This is a genomic window from Acinetobacter sp. A1-4-2 (genome assembly GCF_040233925.1).
Classification (GTDB): Bacteria; Pseudomonadota; Gammaproteobacteria; order Pseudomonadales; family Moraxellaceae; genus Acinetobacter.
Genome location: NZ_CP157981.1, coordinates 1,387,900 through 1,413,605, shown reverse-complemented (window position 1 = coordinate 1,413,605; position 25,706 = coordinate 1,387,900). Strand labels below are relative to the sequence as shown.

Genomic DNA, 25,706 nt, shown 5'->3' with positions numbered 1-25,706 from the left:
CTTAACAAGAATAAGCCAAAAATTGTACAGCTTCATTGAGTCGTTTTGTTAATGTCAAAGCTTATCTAAATGATTCAGGATCATTAACATGACTAAAAAAGCATTATTCATAACTTCCAATGTCGGTGTTGAACAAGATGAACTGATCAAACCCCTTGAATTTCTACAATCTAAAGGAATTGAAGTCATTCATGCTGCAGAAAAACAAAAAGATGTCCAAACTATCAAGAGAGATAAAGAACATGCAATGGCTTACACTCCACAAACAACTTTGGCTAAAGTCTCTCCAGAAGATTATGATATTTTAGTCATCCCAGGAGGGACAGTAAATGCTGATACGCTACGCTTAAATGAAGATGCTCATAAAATTATTCAGCACTTTACCGATAATGCCAAACCGATTGCTGCTATTTGCCATAGTCCTTGGACCTTAATCAATGCACAGCGAATTAAAGATAAAAATTTAACCTCTTATAAAAGTATCCGGTTAGATTTGGAAAATGCGGGTGCCAAATGGTTAGATAAAGAAGTACATCGATGCAATACCAATAATTGGCCTTTAATCACATCACGATCTCCAGATGATATTCCTGCATTTAATCAGGCAATTTTGCAGGAACTAGATCATTAAAAATATTTTTAAGTGAAAAGTCTCATTAAATTAATGGGACAATTTGTTTATCATTTAAATAATTGAATTATTTTTAATTATAAAGTGAGATCAGAGAAATATTTATCACATTGATCTAATCCATCAAAATGTCAGTGCTTGACTCATCCTATTCAGCCCACTAGCATAACTGCAATAAAATTTTACTTTGGGTTTTTGACTTTGTTTTTTACACAGCATTTCTCATATTTATCCTCAAAAAAATCTAACTATCATTTATTTACATTTAAATCCGTAGCTATCATTGTTACTACTCTCACTTTTGTCGGGTGTACTTCTTTAAATAGTAATTCAATTGCTAAACGATCTGAAAAATTATCTACAGGTATACAAAAAGCCTATTCAGTTGAACCAGCTACTGCAAACCGCGTTTCCCCCATGATTATTCAAAGCGCAGACAAATATAATGTAGATCCAATATTATTGGCTGCGATGATTCGACAGGAATCAAGCTATAGAAACTCTATAATTTCGCCTGCTGGGGCGGTCGGATTAACCCAAGTCATTCCACGTTATTGGCAACAAACTTGTCCAGGTGACTTATACAATGAAAGCAGTAATATCCAATGTGGGACTTATATTCTTTCTAAATATAATCAATCATCCGGTAACTGGAAGAAGGCACTTGCCTATTATAATGTAGGTCCGTCAGGTTATGAGAATAATCGTAAAATGCGTAAACAAGGTAAACGGTATGCTAAACAGGTAAAGCAACATCAAAAGAATCTAAAAAATGCTTTATAAACGCTAAATTGTTATTCGAAGCCCAGTTTTGGGGCTTTTTTATTATTTCCTAGATTCTCAAATGAAGTACAACAGGGATTAAATTATGAGAAAGTTGCAGATATTATTTTTGAATCTAACAATTTATTTTCAATTTTTTCATATAGATATAACAAAACATGATCTAACATTATCTGCTCAACTACTATAAGTTTTACTTAAAAAGAATATACCTTATTCCCAGCAAAAAAAAAGCCCCTGCACTTGGCAGGGGCTTTTGAATAATGAGCTGGCGATGACTTACTCTCACATGGGTAATCCCACACTACCATCAGCGCTAAGAGGTTTCACTTCTGAGTTCGGGAAGGGATCAGGTGGTTCACTCTTGCTATGGTCGCCAGCACAACTGTTTATGACTTTGCGTTTGGTCTTATTTAGATGCCAATGCTTGGTCAAATAGAATTCATTAACAGGTATATCTGAGCTGTCGTATTTTGTTCTTTAGCGTTCACTAAATCAAGCTGTTTTGCTGAATATCGAATTAATTGATGCTTTATACAACAACTGTTTGGGTGTTGTATAGTCAAGCCTCACGAGCAATTAGTATTGGTCAGCTTCACATATCACTATGCTTCCACATCCAACCTATCAACGTCGTAGTCTTCAACGGCTCTTTAGGAGACATAAAGTCTCGGGGAAATCTTATCTTGAGGTAGGCTTCCCGCTTAGATGCTTTCAGCGGTTATCCCTTCCGAACATAGCTACCCGGCGATGCGACTGGCGTCACAACCGGTACACCAGAGGTTCGTCCACTCTGGTCCTCTCGTACTAGGAGCAGATCCTCTCAAATTTCCAACGCCCACGGTAGATAGGGACCGAACTGTCTCACGACGTTCTAAACCCAGCTCGCGTACCTCTTTAAATGGCGAACAGCCATACCCTTGGGACCTGCTTCAGCCCCAGGATGAGATGAGCCGACATCGAGGTGCCAAACACCGCCGTCGATATGAACTCTTGGGCGGTATCAGCCTGTTATCCCCAGAGTACCTTTTATCCGTTGAGCGATGGCCCTTCCATACAGAACCACCGGATCACTAAGACCTACTTTCGTACCTGCTCGACTTGTGGGTCTCGCAGTTAAGCGCGCTTTTGCCTTTATACTCTACGCGTGATTTCCGACCACGCTGAGCGCACCTTCGTACTCCTCCGTTACTCTTTAGGAGGAGACCGCCCCAGTCAAACTACCCACCAGACATGGTCCTCGTCCCGGATAACGGGACAGAGTTAGAACCTCAATATTACCAGGGTGGTATTTCAAGATTGGCTCCACTAGGACTAGCGTCCCAGCTTCAAAGCCTCCCACCTATCCTACACAAGTAAGATCAAAGTTCAATGTCAAGCTGCAGTAAAGGTTCACGGGGTCTTTCCGTCTAGCCGCGGGTACACCGCATCTTCACGGCGATTTCGATTTCACTGAGCCTCTGCTGGAGACAGCGCCCCCATCATTATGCCATTCGTGCAGGTCGGAACTTACCCGACAAGGAATTTCGCTACCTTAGGACCGTTATAGTTACGGCCGCCGTTTACTGGGGCTTCGATCAAGAGCTTCGCTTACGCTAACCCCATCAATTAACCTTCCAGCACCGGGCAGGCATCACACCCTATACGTCCACTTTCGTGTTTGCAGAGTGCTATGTTTTTAATAAACAGTTGCAGGGGCCTGGTTTCTGTGGCTGCTCTCAGCTCAGGAAGCAAGTTCCATCACCAAAAGCAGCGTACCTTCTCCCGAAGTTACGGTACCATTTTGCCTAGTTCCTTCAGCAGAGTTCTCTCAAGCGCTTTGGTCTACTCGACCTGACCACCTGTGTCGGTTTCGGGTACGATTCCAGTGTAACTGAAGCTTAGAGACTTTTCCTGGAAGTATGGTATCAGCCACTTCACTGTACAAGTACAGCTTGCTATCAGATCTCAGCATAGAGCACCCCGGATTTGCCTAAGATGCATGCCTACTTCCTTCCACCTGGACAACCAACGCCAGGCTGACTTAACCTTCTCCGTCCTCTCATCGCATTACACTGAAGTATTGGAATATTAACCAATTTCCCATCGACTACGCCTTTCGGCCTCGCCTTAGGGGTCGACTCACCCAGCCCCGATTAACGTTGGACTGGAACCCTTGGTCTTTCAGCGAGCGGGTTTTTCACCCGCTTTGTCGTTACTCACGTCAGCATTCGCACTTCTGATACCTCCAGCAGACTTCTCAATCCACCTTCATCGGCTTACAGAACGCTCCCCTACCACGTATACAAAGTATACATCCGCAGCTTCGGCACATAGTTTTAGCCCCGTTACATCTTCCGCGCAGGCCGACTCGACTAGTGAGCTATTACGCTTTCTTTAAAGGGTGGCTGCTTCTAAGCCAACCTCCTAGCTGTCTATGCCTTCCCACATCGTTTCCCACTTAACTATGATTTTGGGGCCTTAGCTGGCGGTCTGGATTGTTTTCCTCTTGACTACGGACGTTAGCACCCGCAGTCTGTCTCCCGGATAGTACTCATTGGTATTCGGAGTTTGCATCGGTTTGGTAAGTCGGGATGACCCCCTAGCCGAAACAGTGCTCTACCCCCAATGGTATTCGTCCGAGGCGCTACCTAAATAGCTTTCGGGGAGAACCAGCTATCACCGAGTTTGATTAGCCTTTCACCCCTATCCACAAGTCATCCCCTGGCTTTTCAACGACAGTGGGTTCGGTCCTCCAGTCAGTGTTACCTAACCTTCAACCTGCTCATGGATAGATCACCCGGTTTCGGGTCTATACCCAGCAACTAAACGCCCTATTAAGACTCGATTTCTCTACGGCTCCCCTATTCGGTTAACCTCGCTACTGAATATAAGTCGCTGACCCATTATACAAAAGGTACGCAGTCACCGAACAAGTCGGCTCCCACTGCTTGTATGCATGCGGTTTCAGGATCTATTTCACTCCCCTCACAGGGGTTCTTTTCGCCTTTCCCTCACGGTACTGGTTCACTATCGGTCAGTCAGGAGTATTTAGCCTTGGAGGATGGTCCCCCCATATTCAGACAAGGTTTCACGTGCCTCGCCCTACTCGACATCATCATATAAGCCCTTTCGTGTACAGGACTATCACCTACTATGGTTGCACTTCCCAGAGCATTCCACTAAAGCTTATATGACTTAATGGGCTTTTCCCCGTTCGCTCGCCGCTACTGAGGGAATCTCAATTGATTTCTTTTCCTAAGGGTACTGAGATGTTTCACTTCCCCTCGTTCGCCTCGTAACACTATGTATTCATGTTACGATACCTACCTTATGGTAAGTGGGTTTCCCCATTCAGAAATCTCCGGATCACAGGATATTTGCCGCCTCCCCGGAGCTTATCGCAGGCTATTACGTCTTTCATCGCCTCTGACTGCCAAGGCATCCACCACATGCACTTAATTACTTGACTATACAACCCCAAACAGTCGTTCATCCCTACAAGTAGGATGAGCAACAGATTATGATGATCTCTCATCACTCTCTTACAGTTGGCGTTTGTGCACTTAAACACTGTACAGCTTCAATTAGATTCATATACCAAAACGCTTGATTCAGTTTAATCGCTAGTAACTCATTTCTTAATCTTCATCAATCAGTCATAAATGACTGCTAATGTCGATTTCAAAACGAGTATGAACAATTTATTTCAACTCAAATATATTCTGTTAATGATTTTTCTCGTCTTCGTCAGATCGAGAAACTGTGATAAATCACAGAGGTTAATAACAATGCCGCGCATTATACGCCGCTTTCTTACTAAGCTCTATAAGCTATCTAACCGTTTGCTTATTATGCATCCGAAGATACATGGTGGAGACTAGGAGAGTCGAACTCCTGACCTCCTGCGTGCAAAGCAGGCGCTCTACCAACTAAGCTAAGTCCCCAGCTTATCAATAAGTCAATGTTTCTGATTTTCCGTACTTCGTCAGTAGTGGTGGGTCTGACAAGACTTGAACTTGTGACCCCACGCTTATCAAGCGTGTGCTCTAACCAACTGAGCTACAGACCCTCAGATACATCGTCATGAAGAACAACTTGTTGTGGATTCTTACCGATCGTCAATCTTTCGTTAAGGAGGTGATCCAGCCGCAGGTTCCCCTACGGCTACCTTGTTACGACTTCACCCCAGTCATCGGCCACACCGTGGTAAGCGTCCTCCTTACGGTTAGACTACCTACTTCTGGTGCAACAAACTCCCATGGTGTGACGGGCGGTGTGTACAAGGCCCGGGAACGTATTCACCGCGGCATTCTGATCCGCGATTACTAGCGATTCCGACTTCATGGAGTCGAGTTGCAGACTCCAATCCGGACTACGATCGGCTTTTTGAGATTAGCATCCTATCGCTAGGTAGCAACCCTTTGTACCGACCATTGTAGCACGTGTGTAGCCCTGGTCGTAAGGGCCATGATGACTTGACGTCGTCCCCGCCTTCCTCCAGTTTGTCACTGGCAGTATCCTTAAAGTTCCCGGCTTAACCCGCTGGCAAATAAGGAAAAGGGTTGCGCTCGTTGCGGGACTTAACCCAACATCTCACGACACGAGCTGACGACAGCCATGCAGCACCTGTATGTAAGTTCCCGAAGGCACCAATCCATCTCTGGAAAGTTCTTACTATGTCAAGACCAGGTAAGGTTCTTCGCGTTGCATCGAATTAAACCACATGCTCCACCGCTTGTGCGGGCCCCCGTCAATTCATTTGAGTTTTAGTCTTGCGACCGTACTCCCCAGGCGGTCTACTTATCGCGTTAGCTGCGCCACTAAAGCCTCAAAGGCCCCAACGGCTAGTAGACATCGTTTACGGCATGGACTACCAGGGTATCTAATCCTGTTTGCTCCCCATGCTTTCGTACCTCAGCGTCAGTATTAGGCCAGATGGCTGCCTTCGCCATCGGTATTCCTCCAGATCTCTACGCATTTCACCGCTACACCTGGAATTCTACCATCCTCTCCCATACTCTAGCTTCCCAGTATCGAATGCAATTCCTAAGTTAAGCTCAGGGATTTCACATCCGACTTAAAAAGCCGCCTACGCACGCTTTACGCCCAGTAAATCCGATTAACGCTCGCACCCTCTGTATTACCGCGGCTGCTGGCACAGAGTTAGCCGGTGCTTATTCTGCGAGTAACGTCCACTATCCCTAGGTATTAACTAGAGTAGCCTCCTCCTCGCTTAAAGTGCTTTACAACCAAAAGGCCTTCTTCACACACGCGGCATGGCTGGATCAGGGTTCCCCCCATTGTCCAATATTCCCCACTGCTGCCTCCCGTAGGAGTCTGGGCCGTGTCTCAGTCCCAGTGTGGCGGATCATCCTCTCAGACCCGCTACAGATCGTCGCCTTGGTAGGCCTTTACCCCACCAACTAGCTAATCCGACTTAGGCTCATCTATTAGCGCAAGGTCCGAAGATCCCCTGCTTTCCCCCGTAGGGCGTATGCGGTATTAGCATTCCTTTCGAAATGTTGTCCCCCACTAATAGGCAGATTCCTAAGCATTACTCACCCGTCCGCCGCTAGGTTGTATAGCAAGCTATACTTCCCCGCTCGACTTGCATGTGTTAAGCCTGCCGCCAGCGTTCAATCTGAGCCATGATCAAACTCTTCAGTTTAAAATCAGTAGTAGCTTAAAGGCTACCAATCTTGGCTCATCAATTTTCTGACAAATATTTCTCAAATAAACTTCGAGTAATTTCTACCATTCAATCAATGAAAATAATTTCGATCAATCAACCAGTAAAAATCCACACAAGTTGTTCTTCATAATCTCTTAATGATCTATTCCCTACCTCGTCAGTAGAAAATATAACGCAATAAACATTTAACAACTTAATCTGTTCAGCTAAGTTCGTTTGCTGTATCGCGTCGGGATGCAGCGTATTCTATAGAGTTTTTAAACCAACGCAAGCCCTATTATAGCATTTTCTATAATTCTGCATTCGAGTGTTTGTTTTTTAACCCAAGAAGGTATTTTTAGCATATTTAAAGACTATTTTGAGTATTTTTTACACATTGCAACATTCATTTTTTAGATAATTTTTACCATTTTAATTTTTATTCGTCCTTCTCAAAATAATAAAACCAGCTTTACGCTGGTTTTATTGAGATTTATTAATTGGAATGCTCTGCTAGCCATGACATAAACTTCTGACGTTCTGCTTTATTTGCTTTTTGCCATAATTGAATCAGTTGCTGATCAGCAGTTACTCCTGAAGTTAACGACTCACTAGAAGTAGCTGCCACCATTTTTGATTGCACGGCTGCTTGTGTATATATAGGTGCTGGCTGATTCTGCAAAGCTGTTTTCTTTTGAGTCAAATCTGTAGTTTTTGAAAATATACCTTGTCCTAACCATGGTTTTTGTTCTGTGTTTGCACCTACTTGCTGCACCAGCATCTGATTATTTTTATCAAACAATGCCACCACAGGTTGTTCAGCATATTTTTTTGCAGCTTCAAAATTTGCTGGCGCATTGATCAGGTCCAGTCGATATTCTTCACCATCTTGCAAAATGGGCGTGCGGACAGTCACCACAGATGATTTCATAATATCGTGTTCACCATTCAAATGTTCAAAATACTGGGTGTAACGCATACTAATATTGCTAATACCTGCATCAACTTTGTATTGATTGTTCTTGGCACGAAATAATCCCGTATTAACTTCCTGATCATTCACCGCTAGAATTTTAATTTCTTCTGGTGCTGAAATAGTAACGGCTGAAAATGCAGCACTACTTACCATCAATGCAGCTGCAGCAAAAGTTAATTTTAGGCTCATCCCACTATCTCTTCTTTGAATATTAAAAATAAATTGCACTATGCAATTAACAAATGACAATTTTATGACAATGCTATTTTTAATACAGCTGTATTTTCAAGACTTTGTTGAGATAAGCTTTGCAGCTTAATTGATTTATCTATCATTCACTTTATCAATAAAAAGAGTGCCGTTTCAGCACTCTCTTAACTTGACTTAAGTAAAACATTGATCAGTCAAATCTTTTGAAACGGATACTATCATCAAGAAATGTTTTTTCTCCCGCTGGTGCTTCAATTGAACCAAATACCAGTTCGGCACGTAATTTCCAGTTTTTAGGAATATCAAAGGTTTCCTCCACTTCATCATCAATCACGGGATTGTAATGCTGCAAGGAAGCACCAATATGCTGTTCTGCCAATGATGCCCATACAGCAAACTGTGCAATGCCAGTCGAATGCTCTGACCATGCTGGAAAATGCTCAGCATATAAGGGGAATTGTTCTTGGAGAGATTTTACCGCATCCTGATCTTCAAAAAACAGTACCGTGCCATAACCGGCTGCAAAACTGTTAATTTTTGCATTAGTACTTGTAAATGAATCTTCTGGCACAATTTTACGTAATGTTTCACGTACGATACTCCAGAATTTCGCATGTGATTCTCCATATAGAGTCACGATACGTGAAGTTTGTGAATTGAAAGCCGAAGGGCTATTTCGTACTGCCTCTTTAATAATATCTTCGATTTGATCAGCTGCGATCGGAACGTTTTGACCAATTGCATAAATAGTACGGCGTTGTTTCATATGGGCTAAAAATGACATGGCTCACCTTCTTGGAATTTTAATAACCGTAATTAGAATATATTGATCTTATGTTAATTTTAGAAGTATTCCGCAATTTAAAAAGTGACATTGTGTTTTATTTATAGAATAGTTTCATAGTTGATTTTCAACCGATATAAAATAAAAAAGCACCTGTAAAAGATGCTTTATTGATATCACTATCAGATTAATTCAGAATTCTAAATCGTTCAGCATTTTGAGGCTCTTGTTTAATCTCTGCTTCTTGTTCAATGGAACCAAAAACCAGCTGTGCTCGCAGCAACCAAGATTCATTAATGTGAAAATGTTCCGCAACTGCCGTATCTATACTCGGATTATAATGCTGCAGACAGGCACCGATGCCTGAATCAGCCAAGGCTGTCCATACTGCATATTGCGCCATACCCGATGTCTGTTCTGACCAGATTGGAAAATCATCAGTATTAAAAGGAATTTTCTTTTGCAATTTTTGAATAATGTTCTGATCTTCATAGAACAGTACCGTTCCATACCCTGCCATGCATTGATCTATTTTCATTGCTGTACCGGCGAATACATGTACGGCGACTAGTTTACGTTGCACTTCTTTGACAATTTCCCAAAATTGCTTATGGGAATCACCAAACAACACTACAATTCTAGAACTTTGACAATTTAATGCAGATGGACAGCTTCGCACAGCCTCTTGAATCAACTCTGCCAAATAGGCCTGGCTAAAATGAACCTTTCTTCCTAGAACATAAATACTGCGACGTTTTTTTAATTGATCAACAAATGTTAATTCATTCACCTCTTCAATAGCTCTTTTTTTAAATCTTAATTCTTTGGTGATATCTGTGGTAAGGACATGACCAATTTTCTCTAATAATGCCACAACAGTACTCCCCAATAAGAATGCTAAAGCTTTTAAGATTTTTTCATATTCTAACGGTTTATAAGAGAGTTCTTTGGATCATGGATTTTTAAATGTTGTTTTTTAAATCAAACAATTATCACTAAAACAAAAAACTCCGCATTTAGCGGAGTTTGTGTGAAATATCACGCATTTTACTTTTCAGTTTCGAATAATGCTGCAACAAATGATTTTGCCGAAAATGGACGTAGATCATCAATTTTCTCGCCCACACCAATAAAGCGAATAGGTACATGGGTACGGCTAGCGATATTAAATAACACCCCGCCTTTAGCCGTACCATCGAGCTTGGTAATAGTGAGCCCTGTCAAGCCAACAGCTTCATCAAACATTTCAACCTGATTAATTGCATTTTGACCAGTACCCGCATCCACCACCAGCATAATTTCATGCGGTGCTGTAGCATCAATTTTTTGCATCACGCGTTTTACTTTAGTCAACTCTTGCATTAAATGACCTTTGTTATGCAAACGACCCGCAGTATCAGCAATCAGCACATCCACACCTTTGGCACGTGCACTTTCGAAAGCATCAAAAATGACCGAAGCACTGTCTGCACCATGACCCTGTGCAACCACTGAAATATTATTGCGTTCGCCCCAAATTTGTAATTGTTCTGTTGCTGCCGCACGGAAGGTATCGCCCGCAGCCAGCATGACTTTTTTGCCTTCGCCTTGCAAACGTTTTGCCAGTTTACCAATCGTAGTGGTTTTACCCACGCCATTGACCCCTACCACCAAAATCACAAATGGTTTTTTATTTGGATCAATATGTAAAGGTTTAACACGCGGGGCCAGCAATGCCACCAATTCTTCTTGCAACGCTTTGTACAGTGAGTGTGAATAAATCAGATCACCACGTGCAGTACGTTCAGTTAAATTGGCAATAATGGTTTTGGTTGCATCTACACCAATATCTGCAACCAGTAATTGCTCTTCCACTTCTTCCAGCAATTCATCATCGATTTCTTTACCACCAATGAGAATGTTGACCATACCATCAGCAAGGTTTTTACGGGTTTTGGTTAAGCCTTCTTTCATGCGGCTAAAAAAGCCACCTTTAGACGTAGCGCCTTGCTCTATTTCTGTTTGCTCGGTTTCTGTGGCTACAGGCGCAGAAACAGTAGCTTGTTTATTTTGAGTTTCAACAATAGGGATATTTACCGCGGGTAAATTCGGTAAAGTGACATCGTCATCCCCGATATCAGCATCAATCAAAAATTTATTTTGCCCATTAGATTGCTGTTGCATGCCGAATCCTTGAAAAGCATAGCGTTAAAAAACAAGGATTCTAGCATAGTTTTGTCCTGCGTTTTCCAATAGACACTGAACACACCAAAAACCAACAACTTAACCTTTGCTTTCAAGCAAAAGTTTCTGAAAAATGATCATAAATATAATTTATGACTGGGGGTAAATCTTGTGCTCGAAAGCAGCTACCCACTTTTTTTAAAGCCGTCTTTTTTTAAAAATCTAGTTTTAACGCTCACATTGGCTTTATTGATGCTTCAAAGTGGCTGGGTACATGCAGAGACTCGCAGTAAACTGACACCTACGACCTTTGAAACCACACTCAAAAATGGTTTAAAAGTAATTATTCGGAAAGATCACCGTTCTCCCATGGTCATGACGCAAATCTGGTACCGGGTAGGCAGCAGCGATGAATCGGGGAACTTATTAGGCATTTCGCATGTACTGGAACATATGATGTTTAAAGGTACGCAAAAAGTTCCCAATGATGAGTTTACCCGTTTAAGCCGGATGTATGGTGGACGCATCAATGCTGCAACGTTTACCAATTACACCAATTATTACCAGCTTTACCCTAAAACCTATTTACCCCTGGCTTTAGAACTTGAAGCAGACCGGATGAGCAATTTGCTGTTACGCCAGCAGGATTTTGACCCTGAAATTAAAGTGGTGATGGAAGAACGGCGCTTACGCACAGATGACAATCCCCGATCTTTAGCCTTCGAACGATTCAAATGGATCACCTATCCAACCAGCCATTATCGCCAACCGGTGATTGGCCACATGAAAAATCTGCAAAACATCCAGCTTGAAGATATCAAAAAATGGTATCGTGACTGGTATAGCCCCAATAATGCCCTCCTTGTGATTGTCGGTGATGTCGACACTGAACAAACCTTGCTGCAAGTACAAAAGTATTTTGCCGATATCCCTGTCAGAAAAACCCCGCCACGCAATGACGTATTAGAATTTGACCATATCGGTTATCGTCATATGGAATTGAATTTTCCGGTAAAAGTAGCAAACCTGCTTATGGCCTGGAACGTGCGCTCACTGGCCACAGCCCAAAATCCGCAAGATGCTTATGCCTTAACCATCATCAAGAACATCTTGGACAGTGGAATTTCTTCACGACTGCAAGATCGTCTGGTACGGGACAAAAAAATATTAACCTCGGTCAGTGTGTCTTATGATCCTTATAGCCGCGGAGATAGCTTATTGAGCATTTCAGCCTTGCCTACAGATGGATTGAGTTTGCCAGAGGCAGAACAAGCCATTCAAGCTGAAATTGAGCTGCTCAAAACGGAGCTGGTCAAACCCACAGAAATCAAGCGAGTGACAGCTAAATATGTCTCCAATTTAGTCTATAGCCAGGATGACATTGCCGGACAAGCCAAGATGATCGGCAATCTGGAGATTAACGGTTTAAGTTTTCGCTTGATGGATGAACTGCCCAAACATTTTGAAACTGTCACCCCGCAAGATATACACCGCGTGGCGAATATTTATTTCAGCCGTGACAATTTAAGCACCTTATATCTTTTTCCTGAAAATAAAACCCAATAGTGGAATTTGCCATGTTCAAGCTGCATTCTTGCCTTATCTTTGTTTCTATGATGATCTGGGTTCAAGCAGCAAGTGCTGAAATTGATTTAAATACCCTTCCCGATGACAATCCGACACAGCTCAAATCCATTCCATTGCTACAAAGTTTAAAAATCACCCATCCACAAAATCAATTTCATGCCCCTTATGTGCATGATCTAAAAAACACATATAACGTTCGTACGCTATTTGTGGAATCGCAAGACCTGCCCATGGTCGATATTCAACTGACCTTTAATGCTGGCTCAGCACGGGATGAAGAAATCGCACCAGGTTTATTTGGTATTGCTAATATGGCAGCAAAACTGATTGATGAAGGAACAGAAAAATATACGGCCAATGAAATTACCCATACTTTTGAAAATGTAGGGGCACGATTTAGTGCTCAGGCGTATCGGGACATGTTTATTGTAAAATTACGGGTATTGTCTGAGCCTAAAAAACTTGAACCGGCCATAGCCATGCTGCTGGAAATGCTCAACCATTCCACCTTTAAAAAACCCAGTATCGATCTGGTATTAAACAATACTCAAGTCGGTCAGAAACAGATCCAGGAAAGCCCTGGCCGCATGATGAATATCCTGTTTTACCGTGCTTTATATGGAAAACATGCCTATGCCGAACCCATTACCGGGACTCAGCGCAGTATTAGCAAAATCACACCGGCACAATTACAGCAGTTTAAGGAACAATTTTTGGTAGCACAGAACCTAAACATTGCCATTACCGGTCAACTCAGTCACAAACAGGCACAGCAACTTTCTGAACGCATTGCTGGCAATTTAAAACAAGGTGAAAAAGCCAAACCACTGGCTCAACCCATCGATAAATCAGGTTTTGATATTCGCCACATCAAGTTTAACTCCAGTCAGGCCCATGTGATGATGGGACAATTAGGCCCTACACGTTTTGATCCGGATCGACTCGCCCTGGAAGTGGCCAACCAGATGTTTGGCGGAAGTGGTTTTAATTCTATCTTAATGAAAGAACTACGGGTTAAGCGCGGTTTTACCTATGGAGCTTATAGTTCATTTTCATTTAGTCAGGCACCAGGAATATTCAGTTTTAGTTATTCAACCCGACAAGACCAGTTGCTCGACAGCATACAGGTTGCTCATCAGGCCTTGGTCAATTTTGTCAGCCAACCTATTAACCCAAAACAGCTGGAAGAAACCAAGGCAGGCATGTTACGCGCTTTTCCAAATAATTATAGTAGTAATGCCAGTATCAATGCACAGTTAGGTTCGCTAGGATTTTACAATCAGCCCGCTAACTACCTGAGCAATTATCCCAAATTATTAGAAAAAATTACCGTGCAAGATGTTCAGAATGCCCTTCAAAAACATCTGCATCCTGAACGTCTCACTATTATTGTGGTCAATGATAAATTAGACAAAGCCGCGCTGGAGACAATACTTAAACAAGATTTAAGTCCCCAAGTTCGCTCAAACACGCCTTCGGTTGAGCCAATCCCTAAAATAATTATTGCTCCGCCTGTAAAGGAGGTAACTGATGAGCCTGTGTCATCTCCAGATGATGTGCCTGCATCAATTTGAAATATTGCGCATAAGGAATCTGAGGTTGCTGTATCAAGAGCAGGGCCATTTCTTGGGTCGCCGGATAATTGGCTTGAGCTGAAAGTTGCACGACATTTTCAAATTGTTTAACAGTAATGGGACGATGCAGGGCAATGAAAGCAAGAATCAGAATAATGGCAATGATTACAACGACAAATCCGTTATAAATATCTTCCAGCTTTATTTGAGATTTTAATTGAACAATTTTTTGTACAGCGCTATGCATAACCTACCTCGAATTCAAGATAGTGTAGGATGCAGCATAAAGAAGCACAAGCAGATTTGCTCAATTTCTCCATATTTACCACAGAAATCAAGCAAATCAATTCAACGATTAGACAATGACATTCCGGATTACTGCAAAGTAAAGCACCAATGCGATAATCACTAATACCACTAGAATTGCAAAAGCCCCTACTCCTCTTTCAGCATGCACGGGATGCAGTTCATCATCGTCCGCTATGCGCAGCAACTCACCATTATAGATACTATAAAAATCCTCACGTTGCTGTATATCAAGCTGGCGAGTAAAATCATAAACTCTTTTACGCTGTGCCAAACAATAATTACCCAAGTGAATTTCCTGATGGAAAATGGCTTCGTCTAAATTTTTACGATGCTGATGTGCAAGTTCAATGATTTGATCTACAGTAGGAGGCAAATCGAATGTAAAACCATCTAATGTTTTTGTCATGTTATTCTCCTTATATTTTCAAACTCTCATTAACATACTAAGCAAAAATCATTTTGTATATTGTTTAATCATGTAACCTTGAATTTAATAATATAGCCCATAGATATTGTTTGACAATTTAGGTGCGATGTAATATTAATTTAACAATAGCTAGTTAAATTGGTATCAAGACGAACTTAATAGTCGATCTAGCAATCATAATTACAATAAGGAGTTTAATATGATTCAACAACTCTCTCATCAAGACCTAGAACATGCATATGCAGATGCAGTCAATACCATTCAGTCTCAAATGAATTTTGCAGATGCAGTTCAAAAACTGGAAGAAGTGGCTCGTGCCGGACATGGTAAAGCTGCCTTATTTTTAGCAGAACTTTATTATCAAGGTTTCCGAGTAGAACGCGACTCACTCAAAGCACAATACTGGCAGAAGCTGGCCACCATGCAAGCTTAATCAAACGTCACCAAGGTGGCGTTTTTTAATGCCTTCTGTTTTTAAATACATATTTATTTACATAGTTTCTCAAAGCTTACACTGAACTTTCATCTTCATTCCTTACAATAACTGCTGAATTCACTACATGTATTCGGGTATGAATCAAATTAATTCATTACAGCCTATTCCTAAAGACTTATTTTTTAAGATCACGATTTTAAAATCTATGATGTATTGTGGTGTACTGTGGGGTTTATATCATCAGCAGGGTTGGGCCATGATGTCTGATCATGAAGATTTTATTTTTCCCTTTTGGCTAAACGGCCTACAGGCACAAAAATATGCCGAACATCATTGGCCAAATTATATGCCGCGTAAAATTACTTCAGCGGATTTTCAGGACTTGCTGTTACCAACACTCACTCGTTTAAATGTTACCCCTGCACTTTGTAATTCATCTAGCCAAAAATTTAAATTGACCACACAACAGATGCGGCATTTCTTTTTTGCTGAATCTTTACAATCTGCTTGAGGGTTTGCGGCAAATATTAAAAGTGAAATTCAGAGAAATGTAAATTTTTATTAATGACCTGAAAAGTATTTGCATTTTTCTGATTTCGCGCTAAGTTTAATGTCAAATAAGGAACAAAAAGGATGATAATAAATGACTAATGTTGCACAAGTTATTCACGATAAAATTGATAAAACCATTTTTACGATTAATCCAGAATCAACGGTACTTGAAGCAATTTCGCTTATGGCAGATAAAGGCATTGGTGCACTGGTCGTGACTGATCAAGAGAAAGTGGTCGGTATTCTTTCTGAACGTGATTACATGCGTAAAGTGACGTTGATGGAACGGACCTCTAAAGAAACGACAGTCGGTGAAATCATGACTGCTAAAGTACTGACCGTGACTAAATCCACCAGTGTTGAAGACTGTTTAAGTTTAATGACTGATCGCCATTTACGTCATCTTCCTGTAGTTGAAAATTCAAAACTGGTAGGGTTAATCTCGATTGGTGATTTGGTCAAAGCCGTAATGGAAGATCAGCGCAAATTAATCGATCAATTGCAGCAATATATCGCCAGTTAAGATTTAAAGGGATTAAAAAAACCTCTCAAAATGAGAGGTTTTTTTAATCCCTTTAAAGCTCCCTTTCATAAAGAGAGACTTTAGCTATCTCTTATAAAGATGGAAAAAGAAACCTTCCTTAAAAAGATGAGCACCTATGATGCAAGTGGGAGATTTTATAATTAGTTCAAGCCTAATTTTTCTGCCACATAATCCGAGTCTTTATCGCCACGACCCGAAACATTCACGACAATTTTCACATCTTTCGCCATTTTTGGTGCTTCACGCAAAGCCCAAGCGACTGCATGGGAACTTTCAAGTGCAGGAACAATTCCCTCTACACGTGAAAGTGTCATAAAAGCATCCAGACATTCCAGGTCTGTTGCTGTGGTATATTCCACACGACCCAAGTCTTTCAACAAGCTGTGCTGTGGGCCTACGCCCGGATAATCCAGACCTGAAGCAATCGAGTGTACCGGCAAAGGCTCACCTTGTTCATCTTCAAGGACATAACATGCCATTCCGTGAAGCTGGCTTGGTTTACCCAAAGTCAGGGTAGCTGAGTGCATCGTAGTATCTAAACCATGGCCCGCAGGTTCTACACCTACTAGTTTTACATCGGCATCGTTTAAAAATGCAGAAAAGGCACCCATGGCATTTGAACCACCACCGACACAAGCTACGATATAATCCGGGTTTGAACCAAAACGGTCATTGGTCTGAACTTTAATTTCATCACCAATAATTGCCTGAAAGTCACGTACCATTTTCGGGAATGGATGTGGACCAACCACTGAACCAATCGCATAAATAAAGTTTTTCGGATCTTTGAGATATTCTTCAAACGCGCTGTCTACTGCATCTTTTAATGTTGCCGTACCACGGGTAACAGAAATCAGGTTGGCACCCAAGATCTTCATCTTCACCACGTTCGGATGTTCTTTTTCAATATCCACTTGCCCCATATGAATTTCACATGGAATACCGACTAAGGCACATGCAGTTGCAAGTGCCACACCATGCTGGCCTGCACCCGTTTCAGCAATGACTTTTTTCTTACCCATGTATTTAGCAAGCAAAGCTTCGCCTAGGCAATGATTAATCTTATGTGCACCGGTGTGATTTAAATCTTCACGTTTCAGGTAAATTTGCGCTCCACCCAATTGGTCAGACAAACGTTTGGCATGAAACAGCGGACTTGGACGACCCACATAGTTGGCAAACAAATCGGCTAGTTCATTCTGGAATTCTGCAGTATGGCGAATTTGCTCATACGCGACATTAATTTCATCCATTGCTTCTTTTAAATGAGGCGGAATAAACTGACCACCGTATTGTCCAAAGAAACCTTCTTCATTGGGTAATGGGATGCCATTAATTTGATGATCCATTTTCAATTCCTTCATTTAAAAAGAACGCATTTAATTTCAATGCGTTTAACGAGCCAAATATTTTGTCATGTCTTCCACACCCTTTAAGGTCATGGGATACATATGATCTTCAAAGATTTGTTTGATCTGACCAATGGTATGGGTGTAATGCCAATAACTGTCTTGTTCTGGATTAAGCCAGGCCGTCTTTTCAAAATGTTGACGTAAACGCTGTAACCAGACATTACCTGCTTCATCATTCATATATTCAACAGAACCACCCACCGAGTTCAACTCATAAGGTGCCATACTGGCATCCCCTACCACAATTACCCGATAGTCGCGCCCATAAGTATTGAATAAATCCCAGGTATTCATGCGGGTATTAGAACGGCGGATATTGTCTTTCCAGACATAGTCATACAAACAGTTATGAAAATAAAAATATTCTAAAGTTTTAAATTCGGTTTTGGCCGCGCTGAACAGTTTTTCACATTCAGCGATATACGAGTCCATCGACCCACCAACATCGAACAACATTAAAACTTTAATACGGTTGCGACGTTCGGGAACCAGCTGTACATCTAAAATACCTTGCTTGGCGGTTTCACGAATCGTGCTGTTAATATCCAGTTCTTCAGCTGCGCCTTGACGTGCAAACTTGCGTAAACGGCGGAGTGCCATTTGCATTTGCCGTGTACCTAAAATCTGTTCATCATCCAGGTTTTGGTATTTACGCTGTTCCCAAACCTTAACCGCAGAACGTTTACGTCCCGGCCCACCAATACGCACACCTTCAGGATGATCACCATACGCCCCAAAGGGTGAGGTGCCACCGGTACCAATCATCTTGTTACCGCCTTGATGCTTCTTATGCTGCTCACGAAGACGCTCTTCCAGCATCTTCATCAGCTCTTCCAGTGAGCCGGCTTTTTTCAGTTCTTCCCGCTGCTCAGGTGTGAGATGCTTTTCCAGAAGCTCCAGATCAAACCAGTCTTTTGGTAACTTATGCACCTGATTAAGCAAATCATCCAGATCAAAAGTGGAGATGCCATCAAAGTAATCTTTCATGGCCCGGTCAAACTTGTCAAAGAAACGCTCATCTTTAACCATAACCGTTTTTGCGAGTTCATAGAACTCTTCCTGATTGGCAAACACCAAGCCTGAAGCTACAGCTTCATTCAGATCAATCAGTTCACGGGTTGATACTGGCACACCGTATTTGCGTAAGGTATAAAACAATCGCACAAACATGCGTGTTTCTCCCTTAGCGACGCGACATAAAGGCTAAACGTTCAAGCAACTGGACATCTTGCTCGTTTTTAATCAGGGCACCATACAAGGGTGGAATCGCTTTGGATTTATCATGCTTGCGTAAAATATCTTCAGGCATATCATCAGCCATCAGCAGGCTTAACCAGTCAATCAACTCAGAAGTGGATGGTGGTTTTTTTAAGCCCGGAATCTGGCGAAGCTTGAAGAAGACCTGTAAAGCTTCATTGACCAAAGCTGCAGACACTTGCGGGAAATGCACATCAATAATTTCACGCATGGTCGCTTCATCAGGGAATTCAATATAATGGAAGAAACAGCGGCGCAAGAATGCATCTGGCAGTTCTTTTTCATTATTTGAAGTGATAATCACGATTGGACGCTGTGTCGCCGTGATAGTTTCCCCGGTTTCATAAACAAAAAATGACATTTTGTCGAGTTCATGCAATAAGTCATTCGGAAACTCGATGTCTGCTTTATCAATTTCATCAATCAACAAGACACAGCGTTGTTCACTGGTGAACGCTTCCCATAATTTTCCAGGCTTGATGTAGTTTTTAATGTCATAAACACGATCATCACCTAACTGGCTATCACGCAAACGGGATACAGCATCGTATTCATACAGGCCTTGCTGGGCTTTCGTGGTGGACTTGATATGCCAGGTCAGCAGTTTCAGTCCCAGACTTTCAGCCACTTGCTCGGCAAGCAGGGTTTTGCCTGTGCCCGGCTCACCTTTAACCAAAAGCGGCTTTTGCAAGCTACGTGCCGCTTTGACAGCAAGTTTTAAACTATCAGTCGCAATGTACTGATCTGTACCAAGAAATTGTTGATTATCCACAGACATGATTTAACCTTATTGTTTTATTTAAAGCGGTGAACTATTGTTGTTTGCGACAAACTTTGCTTTGTTGGCCATATATTTTGACCATAAAGCACCAATGATCAGGCCAAGCCCGATCACAAAGAGAATGAGAGAAGCATTGGTCCAGACCAAAGCTTTTTCTTTGGTTAAAAGACCAAATAGCAGTCCAAAAAAAGCCGGAGCGATAGCAGCATTATTTCCTTCAGAAACTGTCGGCGTGAGTAAAATAGCAAAGCCGATGAGCCATGTCATTCCACCTAGCGGCTTAGGCAAACGTTTTGCAATAACATACCAGGCCCAAAGAATAATCACGCTTCCTAGCAGATATACCGTGACGGCAATGCTATCTTCAGGAATTGAATCTAGTAGTGAAAAAAAACTATTCATCGTTACAACTCCTGATTAGCCTTTAAGCGCCACGCAGCCCTTCGGGTGCAACCGCATTCGGATTGATTAATCCTTCTGGAGGGACTTGAATAAAGAAACCTTTGGTTTCAATAGAGTCAATCACATGTAATACATTGACACGTGCCAGTTTACGGCTTTCGGTTAACTCCAAATCCATAACAAAAGTTGCACGACCAAATGCAACACGCATCGCTTCTGGCAAGATTTCCAGCGCATTTACTGCCTCAGCTTCATTCTCAGAAGTTTCTGGACGGGCGATGTAAAGATACATTTCATCTTTTTTGCTAGATTTAAAAATTGAACAGTGCATAGTTGAAACAGGACTCATAAAACTCAGCACAAAGCATACATTAAAAAAAAGACCGATACATTAGTGATTATTAACGCATCAGTCGTGATTGTGTGTAAATGTTAATTCTTTGAACAAAATGGTCAAAAATTAATCCATCACTTTCATTTGCGTAGACAGATAACTTTCATCTGCATGTAACACATCAATCAGTGGCTTGGTCAGAACATCATAGCGCCAACCAAGCAGATAAGCGGGCAAATCCTGTTCATCATTATGAAATACCACATGCTGATATAGTGCATTGAGCCATTTTTTACGCATCAATACTTCTTTAGGTACCGTAGTTTCCTGCACCACAGCCTGAATGACATTCTCCACTCTTTCACCAATTTCTTTGGATGAGTGACGAATTGGACGTGCCATACGCAGTGGCCATTCTGCCTGTTCAGGCAAAAATTTAAGTAGATCCAGAATGGTTTTACCATATTCGCGCACAATATTTTGACGAATATCTTTAATACTAGACAACTGGAAATGATTACGCGGATTTTTTTCCACCAGATCAATCAGGGTGGAATTTTTCAGAATAAAGCTGCGAGGATAATTCAAGGCTTTGACCATCTGTTCGCGCCACACAGCCAGTTGTTGCAACTGCATCAATTGACGGCGTGAATGCCGGTAGTTTCCAATATCGTGATAAAGCAACTCTAGAGGTGTTTCATGACCAATTTCATGGGTCAGATGACGGCAATCTTCCAGGGCAAAATCCAGTAAGTGCTTATCGCCTAATTCCTGCTGGATCTTATTCGATAGATTCATCAGATATAGTACGTCATTCGCCGCATAGGTGAGTTGCTCAGAGCTTAACGGACGCGCCAACCAGTCAGATCGAGTCTGGTCTTTATCAATGTCCACATCCAGAATGTGCTTTAACGCATTTTGATAGCTTACCTGTAGCCCATGACCTAAAAAAGACATGCCAATCTGGGTATCAAAAACATTGCTTAGGCTTTTTTGCTGTGAGTAATGATAAATTAAATCAATATCTTCACTGCAAGCATGGAAAATATTCTGCTGGGCCTGAAACAATTTTTTCCAGAATGCCGACAGGTCTAAACTTGTGCCATCAAGTAAAAAAACCCGATCCGCAACATTAATTTGAAATACACCGAGTTTAGGCCAAAGAGTATCCACCTTGATGAATTCGGTATCCAATCCATAAATGGATGTCTGCCCCATCAAGTGCAGAATATCTTCTAAATCTTTTTGTTGATGAATGAACTGAAACATATTACCGAGTCTAAAAGCAGATTCTCTTGAAAAGTATATTAACCGATATATAACATTTAGATATAACAAAATCTACATCTAGCGTATATATTCACCATATTTTAATATTTAAATAAAAAATCAACATTTTTTTATATTTTTTTTGTATAAGTTTAAGACTATTTTTCTCGTAAATGCCACCCAGTTCTTATTCTTGTCAAAAATAATGAAATAAGCACCCGGGTACTTATTTCATACGCATACGATTATGCACCGCCTGACTTAAAGTATGACTATCCACATATTCAAGTTCTCCCCCTTGAGGAACACCTTGAGCAATCCGGGTCATTTGAATCGGTAAATGCTTGGTTGCTTCAACCAGATAATGTGCTGTCGCCTGACCTTCTACAGTAGCATTGGTTGCCAATATGACTTCTGAAACCGTGCCCTGACTCAGGCGCTGAATCAGATAGGGAATCCCGATTTCTTCTGGCCCAATTCCGTCCAGTGGAGACAAATGTCCACCCAGCACATGGTATTTACCCCGAAAACTGCCACTTTGTTCAATCGCCATCACATCTGCTGGTGATTCCACCACACAGAGCAGCTGATCATCACGTTCATGCGAAAGACAGATATCGCAAACTTCATTTTCAGTGAGCGAATGACAAACGCTACATTCATGAATGTAGGTAACTGCTTCATTTAAAGCATGTGCTAGCCCGACTGCACCTTCCCTGTTTTTCATGATCAGGTGTAATGCCATGCGCTGAGCCGATTTCGGCCCAACACTTGGCAAAATCCGTAAGGCTTGAACCAGTTGATCAAATCGATCACTAAACACTGGACATATTCCTTAGAATAAACCTGAAAGACCTGGTGGCAAGCCCATACCAGAATTTGCAGCTTTCATTTTTTCCTCAGAAATCGCTTCAGCCTGACGTGCAGCATCATTCATTGCAGCCGCAATTAAATCTTCAATCATGTCAGCATCATCTTGCAGCAATTCAGGGCTGATTTCGATACGTTTTACCACGTTACGGCAAGTCATGGTGACTTTTACCAGACCGCCGCCTGCTTCAGCATGAACTTCAGTTTGCGCAAGCTGTTCTTTGGCCTTTTTAACATTGGCTTCCATATCTTTTTGCATGCGCTGTGCTTGCTGCATCAACATGTTAATGTTCATAAAATACTCCGAACACAAAACTTAAAAATAAGATAAAAATTTAAATTAAATCTAAACCACGACTAATGTCGCGAATAATATCATCAATATCTTCCAAACCAACAGATACACGGATTAATCCTTCACGAATCCCTGCAGCTTCTTTGGCTTCTGGTGAAAGCTTACCGTGAGTAGTGGTTGCTGGATGAGTAATAGTTGATTTCACATCGCCCAGGTTACCGGTAATGGAAATAAACTGGGTATTGTCGATAACTTTCCAAGCCCCTTCACGCCCACCTTTGACTTCAAAGGACACAATACCGCCAAAACCGCTTTGCTGTTTGGCTGCAAGCTCATGACCAATATGTGAAGGCAAACCAGCGTAATAAACTTTTTCTACTTTGTCGTGCTGATTTAAGAATTCAGCCAGTTTTTGTGCATTTGCTGAATGTTCACGCATACGTAAACGCAGAGTTTCCAGACCTTTCAAAAAAACCCAGGCATTAAATGGGCTCATTGACGGGCCAGTGGTGCGAACATAACCAAATACTTCTTCAAGCAGTTTGTGATTACCTACCACAGCCCCCCCCAAAGCGCGACCTTGACCATCCAGATATTTGGTTGCTGAATAGACAACCAGGTCGGCCCCTAATTTAATTGGCTGTTGCAATGCCGGCGTACAGAAGCTGTTATCAATCGCCAGTAATGCACCATTGGCATGAGCCAGATCCGCCAAGGCCTGAATATCGGCAATTTCAGCCAGTGGATTGGACGGAGATTCAACAAACAGTAATTTGGTTTCAGGCTTGATTGCATTTTTCCACGCATCAAGATCGGTTAAATCAACAAAATCGACTGCTATACCAAATTTAGCCACGTATTTTTCAAAAAGAGAAACCGTTGAACCAAACACCGCACGTGAACAGATGACGTGATCGCCCAGTTTCAAATAAGACATAGCCACAGCCATGATGGCTGCCATGCCAGTACTGGTTGCAACAGCACGTTCCGCACCATCTAATGCGGCAAGGCGCTTTTCAAACATCGCAACTGTCGGATTGGTAAAGCGCGAATAAATGTTGCCAGGTTCCTGACCAGAAAACTTAGCTGCGGCTTCTGCTGCATTTTCATAGACGAATGATGAAGTGAGAAAAATCGGCTCACCATGCTCGCCTTCAAAACTGCGTGTATGACCTGTACGAATGGCTAAGGTATCTAATTGGTATTCAATGTCGTCTTGTTGGCTCATTTGTATTACCCAGTCCTGGACTGTATTGCTAATAATTGCCAACATTTTGAGCGTCTATGGCATTTAAGGTCAAGGCATAATGCATAAATATCGCCTACACTTCGATCAATCCCCCATATGTCAGCACCCCCAGCAATGATTCAAGTTAAAAATAAAATTGCCAAACATAAAAGCAAACTCAAAAACCTGTCAAAGACTTTATTTAACTCAAAATCACTGGTTTTATCGCAAGCCACTCCCTATGAAGTCATTGCAGAGTACAAACAGACCCGAGTGCGCTATTACGCCTCAGCAGATAAGCAATATAAAGAGCCCCTGGTTTTTGTTGCTCCCCTTGCAATAAACATGGCCATTTACGACCTGTACCCCTACCGTTCATTGGTAAAACACTTTCAACATAGTGGCTTTGATGTCTATTTAATCGAATGGGGTCGATATAGCTATCGAGATCGTTTCCTCAATTTCATGTCATTTATTGATGATGCCATTCCGCATTGTATAGACCAGATCCGAACTCACTCACATAGTGATGAAATTTCACTGCATGGCTGGAGTATGGCCGGTGTATTTGTCATGTTGTATTGCGCATTGCAAAAACCGAACCATGTTAAAAATTTAATTGTATTGGGCAGTCCGGTGGACAGTCATGCATCAGGCCGTACCGGCAAAATTTTTCAAAAGGCCAATCAACTGATTGCCAAAAACAAGACTCTACAAAACAAGATTTACTCAGGAACGGCACCCAAGCATCTGATTCATAGCCCAGGCATACTAAATTCACTCGGTTTTAAAATGATTGATCCTGTGGGATGGATACAAAGCCAGAAACAGCTTCTAGCAAACCTCGATAACCTGCAAGCCTTATATGAACACGCCACCATGGGTAATTTCCTGAACCAGATGATTGACTATCCAGGTGGTATCAATCAGGACATGATTTTTAATGTCTGGCTACAAAATCCGCTCAAAAACGGTGTTATCAGATTACAGGATAAGCATATCGAATTAAAACATATAGCCTGCTCTTTACTGATAGGCGCGGGTCGTAGCGATCGGATTGTTTCCAAAGAGGCCGTTAAACCTTTAATTGAATTGACAAATAGTCAGGATGTCACGTTTACTCTTATCCCAGGTGGTCATTTGGGACTCATGTCTAGCCAGTCCAGTGCCAACGAGTTCTGGCCTTTCATGACCACCTGGCTAAAACAGAGATCGAGCAAAATATAAAG

Annotated in this window: 23 protein-coding genes, 2 tRNA genes and 3 rRNA genes; 8 read left to right on the top strand and 20 right to left on the bottom strand. The window is 41.8% G+C overall.

Annotated features, from left to right (window positions below; all coding sequences use genetic code 11):
• Positions 1-88 precede the first annotated feature (88 nt).
• Positions 89-631, top strand: a complete 543-nt coding sequence (locus ABJ384_RS07040; RefSeq protein ID WP_349929614.1) for a type 1 glutamine amidotransferase domain-containing protein — start codon at positions 89-91, stop codon at positions 629-631.
• A 201-nt stretch (positions 632-832) separates the two neighbouring features.
• On the top strand, positions 833-1,414 hold the full coding sequence (locus tag ABJ384_RS07035) for a transglycosylase SLT domain-containing protein (protein ID WP_349929716.1): 582 nt from the start codon (positions 833-835) through the stop codon (positions 1,412-1,414).
• 266 nt (positions 1,415-1,680) lie between these two features.
• On the opposite strand, the gene rrf is transcribed toward ABJ384_RS07035, so the two are convergent.
• From rrf to ftsY, 9 genes are all read right to left on the bottom strand, one after another.
• Positions 1,681-1,795: ribosomal RNA gene (gene rrf, locus ABJ384_RS07030) — 5S ribosomal RNA — on the bottom strand.
• Positions 1,796-1,972: 177 nt separating this feature from the next.
• Positions 1,973-4,865 (bottom strand): 23S ribosomal RNA (locus tag ABJ384_RS07025).
• Positions 4,866-5,264: 399 nt separating this feature from the next.
• Positions 5,265-5,340 (bottom strand) — tRNA-Ala (locus ABJ384_RS07020).
• Between the two features lie 48 nt (positions 5,341-5,388).
• Positions 5,389-5,465 (bottom strand) — tRNA-Ile (locus ABJ384_RS07015).
• Between the two features lie 61 nt (positions 5,466-5,526).
• Positions 5,527-7,064, bottom strand: a 16S ribosomal RNA gene (locus ABJ384_RS07010).
• Together the 16S, 23S and 5S rRNA genes with 2 tRNA genes alongside form the textbook arrangement of a ribosomal RNA operon.
• 499 nt (positions 7,065-7,563) lie before the next feature.
• Positions 7,564-8,232, bottom strand: coding sequence for a DUF2057 family protein (locus tag ABJ384_RS07005; RefSeq protein WP_300047740.1), 669 nt, complete (start codon positions 8,230-8,232; stop codon positions 7,564-7,566).
• Between the two features lie 211 nt (positions 8,233-8,443).
• The gene (locus ABJ384_RS07000) at positions 8,444-9,037 is read right to left on the bottom strand and encodes a nitroreductase family protein (RefSeq protein ID WP_349929613.1); all 594 of its coding nucleotides are present in this window, start codon (positions 9,035-9,037) and stop codon (positions 8,444-8,446) included.
• A gap of 187 nt (positions 9,038-9,224) precedes the next feature.
• The gene (locus ABJ384_RS06995; protein ID WP_349929612.1) at positions 9,225-9,911 is read right to left on the bottom strand and encodes a nitroreductase family protein; all 687 of its coding nucleotides are present in this window, start codon (positions 9,909-9,911) and stop codon (positions 9,225-9,227) included.
• A gap of 173 nt (positions 9,912-10,084) precedes the next feature.
• A complete protein-coding gene (ftsY, locus tag ABJ384_RS06990; protein WP_166168447.1) occupies positions 10,085-11,200 on the bottom strand; it encodes a signal recognition particle-docking protein FtsY in 1,116 nt (371 codons plus the stop codon).
• Between the two features lie 252 nt (positions 11,201-11,452).
• On the opposite strand from ftsY, the gene ABJ384_RS06985 reads away from it, so the two are divergent.
• Both ABJ384_RS06985 and ABJ384_RS06980 read left to right on the top strand, forming a co-directional pair.
• The gene (locus ABJ384_RS06985) at positions 11,453-12,766 is read left to right on the top strand and encodes a pitrilysin family protein (protein ID WP_349929611.1); all 1,314 of its coding nucleotides are present in this window, start codon (positions 11,453-11,455) and stop codon (positions 12,764-12,766) included.
• Between the two features lie 11 nt (positions 12,767-12,777).
• Positions 12,778-14,361, top strand: coding sequence for a pitrilysin family protein (locus tag ABJ384_RS06980; RefSeq protein ID WP_349929610.1), 1,584 nt, complete (start codon positions 12,778-12,780; stop codon positions 14,359-14,361).
• On the opposite strand, the gene ABJ384_RS06975 is transcribed toward ABJ384_RS06980, so the two are convergent.
• Both ABJ384_RS06975 and ABJ384_RS06970 read right to left on the bottom strand, forming a co-directional pair.
• Positions 14,288-14,608 carry a hypothetical protein gene (locus tag ABJ384_RS06975; RefSeq protein WP_086196291.1) on the bottom strand — a complete coding sequence of 107 codons (321 nt, stop codon included), beginning with the start codon at positions 14,606-14,608 and terminating at the stop codon, positions 14,288-14,290. The genes ABJ384_RS06980 and ABJ384_RS06975 overlap by 74 nt on opposite strands.
• A gap of 108 nt (positions 14,609-14,716) precedes the next feature.
• Complete coding sequence (locus tag ABJ384_RS06970; RefSeq protein WP_086196292.1) at positions 14,717-15,076, bottom strand: hypothetical protein; 360 nt, start codon at positions 15,074-15,076, stop codon at positions 14,717-14,719.
• A 220-nt stretch (positions 15,077-15,296) separates the two neighbouring features.
• Between ABJ384_RS06970 and ABJ384_RS06965 the strand changes: the two genes are divergently transcribed.
• The 3 genes from ABJ384_RS06965 (at position 15,297) to ABJ384_RS06955 (ending at position 16,608) form a co-directional block, all read left to right on the top strand.
• Entirely contained in the window at positions 15,297-15,530 is a 234-nt protein-coding gene (locus ABJ384_RS06965; protein WP_166168431.1) for a hypothetical protein, read from the top strand.
• Between the two features lie 139 nt (positions 15,531-15,669).
• The gene (locus ABJ384_RS06960) at positions 15,670-16,044 is read left to right on the top strand and encodes a DUF2750 domain-containing protein (protein ID WP_180044314.1); all 375 of its coding nucleotides are present in this window, start codon (positions 15,670-15,672) and stop codon (positions 16,042-16,044) included.
• 132 nt (positions 16,045-16,176) lie between these two features.
• Positions 16,177-16,608 carry a CBS domain-containing protein gene (locus ABJ384_RS06955; RefSeq protein WP_349929609.1) on the top strand — a complete coding sequence of 144 codons (432 nt, stop codon included), beginning with the start codon at positions 16,177-16,179 and terminating at the stop codon, positions 16,606-16,608.
• A gap of 161 nt (positions 16,609-16,769) precedes the next feature.
• Here the strand turns inward: ABJ384_RS06955 and trpB are convergent, their stop codons facing one another.
• The 9 genes from trpB to ABJ384_RS06910 form a co-directional block, all read right to left on the bottom strand.
• A complete protein-coding gene (gene trpB, locus ABJ384_RS06950) occupies positions 16,770-17,978 on the bottom strand; it encodes a tryptophan synthase subunit beta (protein WP_349929608.1) in 1,209 nt (402 codons plus the stop codon).
• Between the two features lie 45 nt (positions 17,979-18,023).
• On the bottom strand, positions 18,024-19,211 hold the full coding sequence (locus tag ABJ384_RS06945; RefSeq protein ID WP_180044319.1) for a VWA domain-containing protein: 1,188 nt from the start codon (positions 19,209-19,211) through the stop codon (positions 18,024-18,026).
• A 13-nt stretch (positions 19,212-19,224) separates the two neighbouring features.
• Positions 19,225-20,076 carry a MoxR family ATPase gene (locus ABJ384_RS06940; protein WP_349929607.1) on the bottom strand — a complete coding sequence of 284 codons (852 nt, stop codon included), beginning with the start codon at positions 20,074-20,076 and terminating at the stop codon, positions 19,225-19,227.
• 21 nt (positions 20,077-20,097) lie between these two features.
• Positions 20,098-20,481, bottom strand: a complete 384-nt coding sequence (locus ABJ384_RS06935; RefSeq protein ID WP_086196299.1) for a hypothetical protein — start codon at positions 20,479-20,481, stop codon at positions 20,098-20,100.
• Between the two features lie 22 nt (positions 20,482-20,503).
• Positions 20,504-20,812 (bottom strand): YcgL domain-containing protein, encoded by a 309-nt coding sequence (locus tag ABJ384_RS06930; protein WP_349929715.1) that lies wholly within the window; start codon positions 20,810-20,812, stop codon positions 20,504-20,506.
• Positions 20,813-20,941: 129 nt separating this feature from the next.
• A complete protein-coding gene (locus tag ABJ384_RS06925) occupies positions 20,942-22,084 on the bottom strand; it encodes an HRDC domain-containing protein (protein WP_349929606.1) in 1,143 nt (380 codons plus the stop codon).
• Between the two features lie 226 nt (positions 22,085-22,310).
• Positions 22,311-22,907, bottom strand: a complete 597-nt coding sequence (gene recR / locus ABJ384_RS06920) for a recombination mediator RecR (RefSeq protein WP_349929605.1) — start codon at positions 22,905-22,907, stop codon at positions 22,311-22,313.
• A 12-nt stretch (positions 22,908-22,919) separates the two neighbouring features.
• Positions 22,920-23,249, bottom strand: coding sequence for a YbaB/EbfC family nucleoid-associated protein (locus tag ABJ384_RS06915; RefSeq protein WP_086196303.1), 330 nt, complete (start codon positions 23,247-23,249; stop codon positions 22,920-22,922).
• A 40-nt stretch (positions 23,250-23,289) separates the two neighbouring features.
• Positions 23,290-24,477, bottom strand: a complete 1,188-nt coding sequence (locus ABJ384_RS06910; RefSeq protein WP_180043453.1) for an O-succinylhomoserine sulfhydrylase — start codon at positions 24,475-24,477, stop codon at positions 23,290-23,292.
• A 135-nt stretch (positions 24,478-24,612) separates the two neighbouring features.
• On the opposite strand from ABJ384_RS06910, the gene ABJ384_RS06905 reads away from it, so the two are divergent.
• The gene (locus tag ABJ384_RS06905) at positions 24,613-25,704 is read left to right on the top strand and encodes an alpha/beta fold hydrolase (protein ID WP_349929604.1); all 1,092 of its coding nucleotides are present in this window, start codon (positions 24,613-24,615) and stop codon (positions 25,702-25,704) included.
• Positions 25,705-25,706 lie beyond the last annotated feature (2 nt).

Excerpts from the sequence above, each read along its gene's own strand:
- ABJ384_RS07040 (WP_349929614.1), top strand. The coding sequence starts at position 89 with ATGACTAAAAAAGCATTATTCATAACTTCCAATGTCGGTGTTGAACAA.
- ABJ384_RS07005 (WP_300047740.1), bottom strand. The coding sequence starts at position 8,232 with ATGAGCCTAAAATTAACTTTTGCTGCAGCTGCATTGATGGTAAGTAGT.
- ABJ384_RS07000 (WP_349929613.1), bottom strand. The coding sequence starts at position 9,037 with ATGTCATTTTTAGCCCATATGAAACAACGCCGTACTATTTATGCAATT.
- ftsY (WP_166168447.1), bottom strand. The coding sequence starts at position 11,200 with ATGCAACAGCAATCTAATGGGCAAAATAAATTTTTGATTGATGCTGAT.
- ABJ384_RS06985 (WP_349929611.1), top strand. The coding sequence starts at position 11,453 with ATGCTTCAAAGTGGCTGGGTACATGCAGAGACTCGCAGTAAACTGACA.
- ABJ384_RS06980 (WP_349929610.1), top strand. The coding sequence starts at position 12,778 with ATGTTCAAGCTGCATTCTTGCCTTATCTTTGTTTCTATGATGATCTGG.
- ABJ384_RS06975 (WP_086196291.1), bottom strand. The coding sequence starts at position 14,608 with ATGCATAGCGCTGTACAAAAAATTGTTCAATTAAAATCTCAAATAAAG.
- ABJ384_RS06970 (WP_086196292.1), bottom strand. The coding sequence starts at position 15,076 with ATGACAAAAACATTAGATGGTTTTACATTCGATTTGCCTCCTACTGTA.
- ABJ384_RS06965 (WP_166168431.1), top strand. The coding sequence starts at position 15,297 with ATGATTCAACAACTCTCTCATCAAGACCTAGAACATGCATATGCAGAT.
- ABJ384_RS06960 (WP_180044314.1), top strand. The coding sequence starts at position 15,670 with ATGAATCAAATTAATTCATTACAGCCTATTCCTAAAGACTTATTTTTT.
- ABJ384_RS06955 (WP_349929609.1), top strand. The coding sequence starts at position 16,177 with ATGACTAATGTTGCACAAGTTATTCACGATAAAATTGATAAAACCATT.
- trpB (WP_349929608.1), bottom strand. The coding sequence starts at position 17,978 with ATGGATCATCAAATTAATGGCATCCCATTACCCAATGAAGAAGGTTTC.
- ABJ384_RS06945 (WP_180044319.1), bottom strand. The coding sequence starts at position 19,211 with ATGTTTGTGCGATTGTTTTATACCTTACGCAAATACGGTGTGCCAGTA.
- ABJ384_RS06940 (WP_349929607.1), bottom strand. The coding sequence starts at position 20,076 with ATGTCTGTGGATAATCAACAATTTCTTGGTACAGATCAGTACATTGCG.
- ABJ384_RS06935 (WP_086196299.1), bottom strand. The coding sequence starts at position 20,481 with ATGAATAGTTTTTTTTCACTACTAGATTCAATTCCTGAAGATAGCATT.
- ABJ384_RS06930 (WP_349929715.1), bottom strand. The coding sequence starts at position 20,812 with ATGCACTGTTCAATTTTTAAATCTAGCAAAAAAGATGAAATGTATCTT.
- ABJ384_RS06925 (WP_349929606.1), bottom strand. The coding sequence starts at position 22,084 with ATGTTTCAGTTCATTCATCAACAAAAAGATTTAGAAGATATTCTGCAC.
- ABJ384_RS06915 (WP_086196303.1), bottom strand. The coding sequence starts at position 23,249 with ATGAACATTAACATGTTGATGCAGCAAGCACAGCGCATGCAAAAAGAT.
- ABJ384_RS06910 (WP_180043453.1), bottom strand. The coding sequence starts at position 24,477 with ATGAGCCAACAAGACGACATTGAATACCAATTAGATACCTTAGCCATT.
- ABJ384_RS06905 (WP_349929604.1), top strand. The coding sequence starts at position 24,613 with ATGATTCAAGTTAAAAATAAAATTGCCAAACATAAAAGCAAACTCAAA.